Origin of the sequence: Pseudomonas wayambapalatensis, from assembly GCF_049942315.1 — a bacterium.
GTDB lineage: Bacteria > Pseudomonadota > Gammaproteobacteria > Pseudomonadales > Pseudomonadaceae > Aquipseudomonas > Aquipseudomonas wayambapalatensis.
Window position 1 is genome coordinate 1 of record NZ_JBNFMU010000096.1, and the last position, 1,639, is coordinate 1,639.

Genomic DNA, 1,639 nt, shown 5'->3' on the forward strand with positions numbered 1-1,639 from the left:
AAAAAGCCAGCAAAGACCCCAAGGAGTACCCATGTCCGAACGACTCCCCGAACCCGACCTGGACTACCTCAAGCGCGTCCTCCTGGAGATGCTTGCCATCCCCAGTCCAACCGGCTTCACCGATACCATCGTGCGCTACGTAGCCGAGCGCCTGGACGAACTGGGCATCCCCTTCGAGCTGACCCGCCGTGGCACCATCCGCGCCACGCTCAAGGGCCGTCAGAGTTCGCCCGATCGCGCCGTCTCGGCACACCTGGACACCATCGGCGCCAGCGTGCGGCAGTTGCAGGACAACGGCCGCCTGGCCCTGTCGGCGGTGGGGCACTGGTCCAGCCGCTTCGCCGAAGGCAGCCGGGTCAGCGTGTTCACCGACACCGGCGTGTTTCGCGGCAGCGTGCTGCCGTTGATGGCCAGCGGGCACGCTTTCAACACCGCCATCGACCAGATGCCGATCAGTTGGGAACACGTTGAGGTGCGCCTGGACGCCTACTGCGCTACCCGCGCCGATTGCGAGGCGCTGGGCATTGGCATCGGTGATTTCGTCGCCTTCGACCCGCTACCGGAATTCACCGACAGCGGCCATATCAGCGCCCGTCACCTGGACGACAAAGCCGGCGTGGCGGCATTGCTCGCAGCCCTCAAGGCTGTGGTGGAAAGTGGCCGCCAACCGCTGATCGACTGCCATCCGCTGTTCACCATCACCGAGGAAACCGGGTCCGGGGCCGCAGGCGCGCTGCCTTGGGATGTCAGCGAGTTCGTCGGCATCGACATCGCCCCGGTGGCGCCGGGGCAGGCGTCCAGCGAGCATGCGGTAAGCGTGGCGATGCAGGACTCTTCAGGGCCGTACGACTACCACCTGTCCCGTCATCTGCTCAAGCTCGCGAGCGACCAGGAGTTGCCGGTACGCCGCGACCTGTTCCGCTACTACTTCAGCGACGCCCACTCGGCGGTCACGGCCGGGCACGATATCCGCACTGCGCTGGTGGCGTTCGGTTGCGACGCCACTCACGGTTACGAGCGCACCCACATCGACAGCCTGGCTGCACTGAGTCGCCTGTTGTCGGCGTACCTGCTCAGCCCGCCCGTGTTCGCCAGCGACTCGCAACCGGCCAATACTTCTCTGGAGCGCTTCAGTCATCAACTGGAGCATGATGCGCAAATGGAGAGCGATACCCGGGTGCCAGCGGTGGATAGCCTGGTGGGCAACAAGAGCTGAACCTGGCGGCGGCGTCTACGCGGGTGACCCCGCCCAGACGTCGCCGACGATTAACGTCCCTGCCCCACTTTCAAGTAGCATGCAGCCCAACCTGCCCAACCCGATAGCCATCATGCTGATCCCCTACGACCAACTCGAAGCCGACACCCTCACCCGCCTGATCGAAGACTTCGTCACCCGCGACGGCACCGACAACGGCGACGACACCCCACTGGAAACCCGCGTGCTGCGCGTGCGCCAGGCCTTGGCCAAGGGCCAGGCGTTCATTCTCTTCGATCTGGAAAGCCAGCAGTGCCAGTTACTGGCCAAGCATGATGTGCCACGGGAGCTTCTGGACTAGGGTCTGCCTGAAATGTATCTGCACTCGCCCATACTGCGTTGAAACGGGGCTCGGAATGCTCATGTACTCCGGTACAGTCGTGC

2 protein-coding genes are annotated in these 1,639 nt (G+C 64.4%); both read left to right on the forward strand.

Going from position 1 to position 1,639, the window contains the following annotated elements; genetic code table 11:
* Window positions 1–31 precede the first annotated feature (31 nt).
* Window positions 32–1,216, forward strand: a complete 1,185-nt coding sequence (locus ACPZMI_RS04040) for an osmoprotectant NAGGN system M42 family peptidase (protein ID WP_186667013.1) — start codon at window positions 32–34, stop codon at window positions 1,214–1,216.
* 112 nt (window positions 1,217–1,328) lie between these two features.
* The gene (locus tag ACPZMI_RS04045) at window positions 1,329–1,556 is read left to right on the forward strand and encodes a YheU family protein (protein WP_054893888.1); all 228 of its coding nucleotides are present in this window, start codon (window positions 1,329–1,331) and stop codon (window positions 1,554–1,556) included.
* Window positions 1,557–1,639 lie beyond the last annotated feature (83 nt).